The following is a 5,290-nucleotide window of genomic DNA, read 5'->3' as shown; positions in this document are numbered from 1 at the left end:
CGCGGCGCCGACGCCTCCGCCGAGGGGGTGGCGCCGCAGGTGGTGGACGCCCTCGTCGCCGGCCCCGAGGACGGCCCGGGTCCGGTGCTCACCTGCTTCTCGGGCTCCGACGCCGAGGTCCCGGCCCAGGAGATGGGCGCGTCGGGGCTGACCCCGCGCGCCGAGGCGCTGCTCGCGGAGATGACCGAGGTGCACGGGCAGCTGAGCCTGGGCGGCTTCGAGCCGGGCGGGGTCACCGACGGCCACGGCGCGGACTCCACGCACTACCGGGGCGAGGCCGTCGACGTGTTCTTCCGCCCCGTGACCGAGGAGAACCGGCGCGCGGGCTGGCTGCTGGCGCAGTGGCTGGTGGCGCACGCCGAGCGGCTGGAGGTGTCGGTGGTGATCTTCGACGACCGGATCTGGAGCACCCGCTTCGCGCTGGCCGGCTGGCGGCCCTACACCTCGGCCGACCCGGGCAACGACATCCTGCAGCACCGCGACCACGTCCACGTCGACGTGCGGCGCGGCACGTGAATCGGCCGTCTTCGCCTGACACGGGCGGCAGAACGCGTTACGTTTCCACCGTGCGCGAAATCGATCCCGAATTCCTCTCCCTGCCGCTGCGCCCCCTCGCCGACGCAGCGTTGCAGCACGCCCGCGACCTGGGCGCCGACCACGCCGACTTCCGCCTCGAACGCATCCGCGGCCGGCACCTCTCGCTGGCCGACGGGGCCGTGGAGACCGCCCAGGAGACCGACACGCTCGGCTTCGCGGTGCGCGTGGTCCACAACGGCGCGTGGGGTTTCGCCGCGGGGACGGAGCTGACCCCCGACGCCGCCGCCGCGGTCGCCGGGCAGGCCGTCGACGTCGCCAAGCTCGCGTCGGTGCTCAGCAGCGACCGCGTGGAGCTGGCGCCGGAGCCCGCCTACCCGGACGCGGTGTGGGTCTCCTCCTACGAGGTCGACCCGTTCTCCGTGCCGCTGCGCGACACCGTGGGCGAGCTCGCCGAGTGGAGCCGCCGCCTGCTGGCCGACCGGCGGGTGGACCACGTCGACGCCAGCCTGCTGGCGGCCAAGGAGCAGAAGTTCTACGCCGACACCGCCGGGACCGTCACCACCCAGCAGCGGGTGCGCGTGCACCCGGTGGTGGAGGCGATGTCGACCGCCCGGGGGCGGCTGGAGAGCATGCGGACGCTCTCCCCGCCGACGGGGCGGGGCCAGGAGTACCTGGCGACGGTGGAGGCCGAGCTCGCCGAGCTGCCCGAGCTGCTGGCCGACAAGGTCGCCGCGCCGGGGGTGGAGCCGGGCGTCTACGACCTGGTCATCGACCCGTCCAACCTGTGGCTGACGATCCACGAGTCCATCGGGCACGCCACCGAGCTGGACCGCGCCCTCGGCTACGAGGCCGCCTACGCGGGCACCTCCTTCGCCACCCCCGACCAGGTGGGCTCGCTGCGCTACGGTTCGCAGATCATGAACGTCACCGGGGACCGCACCGTCGAGCACGGCCTGGCCACCATCGGCTACGACGACGAGGGCGTGGCCACCTCGTCGTTCCCCCTCATCACCGAGGGCGTGCTCGTCGGCTTCCAGCGCGACCGGCGCATCTCGCACCTGACGGGCCACGAGCGCTCCAACGGCTGCGCGTTCGCCGACTCCCCGGCGACCATGCCCATCCAGCGCATGGCCAACGTCTCCCTCCAGCCCGACCCGCGCGGCCCCTCCTCCACCCGGGAGCTGATCCGCCAGGTCGACGACGGCCTCTACATCGTGGGCGACCGCAGTTGGTCGATCGACATGCAGCGGTACAACTTCCAGTTCACCGGACAGCGCTTCTACCGCATCCGGGACGGCCGGATCACCCACCAGGTGCGCGACGTGGCCTACCAGGCGACCACCACCGAGTTCTGGAACTCGCTGCGCATGCTGGGCGGCCCCGAGACCTACGTGCTGGGCGGGGCGTTCAACTGCGGCAAGGGCCAGCCCGGCCAGGTCGCCCCGGTCAGCCACGGCTGCCCCAGCGCCCTGTTCGAGGCGGTGCGGGTGCTCAACACCGAGCGGGAGGCCCGGTCGTGAACGGCGCGCAGTCCTCGCAACCGAAGGGATCAACCGTGAGCCAGTCGCTGTCCGCGCAGGCCGTGACCGAGCGCGCGCTGGAGCTGTCGCGCGCCGACGACTGCATGGTGCTGGTGACCGAGACCAGCACCGCCAACCTGCGCTGGGCCAACAACTCGCTGACCACCAACGGGGTCACCCGGGGCCGCTCGGTCACGGTGATCTCCCTGGTGGAGGGCTCCGACGGGGTCCGGGCGGGCTCGGTGACCCGCAGCGGGCTGCGCGACGACCAACTGGAGGACCTGGTGCGCGCCTCCGAGGAGGCCGCGCGCCAGGCGCCGCCCGCCGAGGGGGCGCACCCGCTGCCGGACCCGGGCGCGGCGGGCCGCCCCGTGTGCGGCTGGGACGACCCGCTGCCCGTCACCGACATCGGGGTGTTCTCCCGGTTCGCGCCGGAGCTGGGCAAGTCGTTCGAGCGGTCCGCGCAGGCGGGGGTGCGGCTGTACGGCTACGCCCAGCACTCGGTGTCCGCCACCTTCCTGGGCTCCTCCAGGGGGCTGCGGCTCCGCCACGACCAGCCGTCGGGCAGCCTCGACCTCAACGCGAAGGTCGACGGCCCGCACCACTCCACCTGGGTGGGGCAGGCCACCCGCGACTTCTCCGACGTGGACGTCGCGGCGCTGGAGGCCGAGCTGGAGCGGCGGATCGCCTGGGCGCGCACCACCGTGGAGCTGCCCGCGGGCCGCTACGAGACGCTGCTGCCGCCGGCGGCGGTCGCGGACCTGATGACCGACCTGTACTGGGGGATGGGGGCGCGCGACGCCTTCGAGGGGCGCACCGCCTTCTCCTCGCCGCAGGGCGGCACCCGGGTGGGCGAGCGGCTGTCGCCGCTGCCGCTGCGGCTGCGCTCCGACCCGGCCGAGCCCGGCCTGGAGTGCGCGCCGTTCGTGCTGGCCGACGCGCCGGGGCGGCGGATCAGCGCCTTCGACAACGGGCGCCCGGTCGGCGCGACCGAGTGGATCAGCGACGGCGAGCTGGCGCGCCTGGTGCAGACCTACGACTCGGCGATGCTGACCGCGCTGCCGGTGACCCCGGAGGCCGACAACCTGGTCCTGGAGCTGCCGGGCGCGACCGCGTCGCTGGACGACATGGTGGCCGGCACCGAGCGGGGCCTGCTGCTGACCTGCCTGTGGTACATCAGGATGGTGGATCCGCGTCCCATGCTCCTCACGGGTCTGACCCGCGACGGGGTGTACCTGGTCGAGGACGGCGAGGTGCGGGGGGCGGTGAACAACTTCCGGTTCAACGAGTCGCCGGTGAGCCTGCTGGAGCGGGTGAGCGAGGTCGGGCGGAGCGTGCCGACGTTCTCCCGGGAGTTCGGCGAGTACTTTCCGCGTACCGCCATGCCGCCGGTGCGCATCCCGGATTTCAACATGTCGTCGGTGAGCCGGGCTTCCTGATCCGCCCCTGTTCAACGGCACGGAAAACCGGGTGTCCGTGCCGTCCTCTGCCGTGCTTTGGCACCGTTTCCCCGGATTCCCCGGCAATTTGCGCTCCGTGTCGGAGCGACCCCGAAAACGGACTCGCGCAAACCGCCGGGAAACAGCGGAACTCTCCCGAGATCACGTCGTAATAGACTCTTGACGTAAATTCGGGATCCGCGGTGTAGATTGAGCACCAGCGCTCCGGTCCCCCGCTGGGGCGCACAGGCCGGTGTTTCGAGCCCCCGTCGAAACACCGATCACGACGTCGGGTGGTTTGCCCCCGTAGCCACCCGGCGTCGTTTTTCTTTTGCCCTCCGCAGCGCCTTATCTTCACCCCCGCGCCGCGGAGTTCCGGAATCGGATTCGGAACGGTTCACCGGCCGGACCGTTCTTTCTCCGCCGCCGACCGGTCGCGCCGGGCGCGCGCCAATTCCTCGGGGGTGTCGCAGTCCCGGGCGGCCGCGGGCCGCACCACCCGGGCCGGGTCGAGGGGGCCGAGCAGGCCGCGCAGCGAGCGCCCTGGGTAGTCGGCGAGGGCCGCGCGCACCGCCGCGGTGCGCCACACGCCCGCCAGCCACTGCGGCTGCCCGTCCCCGTCGACGAGGACGGCCCCGTCGCCGGGCGCGGCCGCCGCGCGCAGCGCCGCCACCGCCGCACGGTCCAGGAACGGCATGTCGGCGGCCAGCAGCGCGAACCAGTCCGACCCGACCTCGGCCAGCCCGGCGCGCAGCGCGGGCAGCGGCCCCGCGCCGGGCGGGTCCTCGCGCACGTAGCGGGCCCGCGGGCGCGGCCGCGGCGGCCCCACCACGACGACGGCGTCCGCGCCGCGCACCGCCTCGACCACCCACTCCAGCATGCTGCGCCCGCCCACCCGGAGGCCGGGCTTGTCGGCCCCGCCCATGCGCCGGGCCGCGCCGCCCGCCAGGACCACCGCGTCGAAACCGCCCACGCGCCCTCCTTCCGCCGTGCCTGCCACGGATACGGTTTCATGGACCCATGCTGGTCCGTGACGCTCACCCCGACGAACTGCCCCGTGTCGGCGACCTGCGCGTGCGCACCTACGTCGGACAGGGGCTGCTCTCCCCCGACTCGCCCTACGCCCCGACGCTGCGCGCCCTGGGCACCAGCGGGGTCGGCGACGTGCTGGTCGCCGTGGACGGCGACGAGATCCTCGGCACCGTCACCCTGCGCCCGTTCCAGGAGGGCAACGAGACCACCGTCTCGCCCGAGGAGGCGGAGGTGCGCGCCCTGGCCGTGGCGCCGCACGCGCAGCGGCGCGGCGTGGGCAGGCTGCTGCTGCGGACCGTGGTCGACCGGGCGCGGCGCGCGGGCGTGCGGCACCTGGTGCTGTCCACGCAGCCGGCCATGGTCGCCGCGCAGCGGCTGTACGCCTCGGAGGGGTTCGTGCGGCTGCCCGAGCGCGACTGGTCCCCCTACGAGGGGCTGCGGCTGCTCGTCTACGGGCTGCGGCTGGACCCGCGGGACTGAGCCCGGGCCCGGTCCGCCCAGTCCAGCACCGCGGCGACCCGGTCGAGCAGGGCGCGGTACTCGCGCAGCGCCGCGCGCAGCCGCTCGGTGTCGCCGTCGCCGCCGGGCCGCTGCCAGCCGGACTCGATGCGGCGCCTGCGCTCGTTGAGGAGCGCGGTGCACTGCTCGACGGCCTCCCCGACGAGGCTGTCGGCGGCGACGACGCCGGCGCGCGGGTCGTCGGCGAAGCCGTCCTGGATGCGCTGCCAGTCCTCCCGCAGGCGCCGGGCGCCGCCGGCCCGG

Annotated in this window: 5 protein-coding genes and 1 pseudogene; 4 read left to right on the top strand and 2 right to left on the bottom strand. The window is 74.2% G+C overall.

The window, feature by feature from the left end; translation table 11 throughout:
• The 3 genes from AC529_RS17960 to AC529_RS17950 form a co-directional block, all read left to right on the top strand.
• On the top strand, window positions 1-516 hold a 516-nt coding region (locus tag AC529_RS17960; RefSeq protein ID WP_068758530.1), incomplete at its 5' end, for a hypothetical protein.
• Between the two features lie 50 nt (window positions 517-566).
• On the top strand, window positions 567-2,057 hold the full coding sequence (locus AC529_RS17955) for a TldD/PmbA family protein (protein WP_068758529.1): 1,491 nt from the start codon (window positions 567-569) through the stop codon (window positions 2,055-2,057).
• Between the two features lie 35 nt (window positions 2,058-2,092).
• Window positions 2,093-3,496, top strand: a complete 1,404-nt coding sequence (locus tag AC529_RS17950; RefSeq protein ID WP_068758528.1) for a metallopeptidase TldD-related protein — start codon at window positions 2,093-2,095, stop codon at window positions 3,494-3,496.
• A gap of 397 nt (window positions 3,497-3,893) precedes the next feature.
• Here AC529_RS17950 and mobA read toward each other — a convergent pair whose 3' ends face one another.
• Window positions 3,894-4,469, bottom strand: coding sequence for a molybdenum cofactor guanylyltransferase (gene mobA, locus AC529_RS17945; RefSeq protein WP_068758527.1), 576 nt, complete (start codon window positions 4,467-4,469; stop codon window positions 3,894-3,896).
• Window positions 4,470-4,516: 47 nt separating this feature from the next.
• Between mobA and AC529_RS17940 the strand changes: the two genes are divergently transcribed.
• The gene (locus AC529_RS17940; protein WP_068758526.1) at window positions 4,517-5,008 is read left to right on the top strand and encodes a GNAT family N-acetyltransferase; all 492 of its coding nucleotides are present in this window, start codon (window positions 4,517-4,519) and stop codon (window positions 5,006-5,008) included.
• On the opposite strand, the pseudogene AC529_RS20640 reads toward AC529_RS17940, so the two are convergent.
• Window positions 4,978-5,290: pseudogene (locus AC529_RS20640) on the bottom strand (hypothetical protein); the annotation flags it as partial. The gene AC529_RS17940 and the pseudogene AC529_RS20640 sit on opposite strands and share 31 nt — an antisense overlap.

It is taken from the genome of Thermobifida cellulosilytica TB100, assembly GCF_001517975.1.
Lineage (GTDB): Bacteria > Actinomycetota > Actinomycetes > Streptosporangiales > Streptosporangiaceae > Thermobifida > Thermobifida cellulosilytica.
The sequence above is the reverse complement of the archived record's forward strand: the minus strand, read 5'-3'. Positions and strand labels throughout refer to the sequence as shown.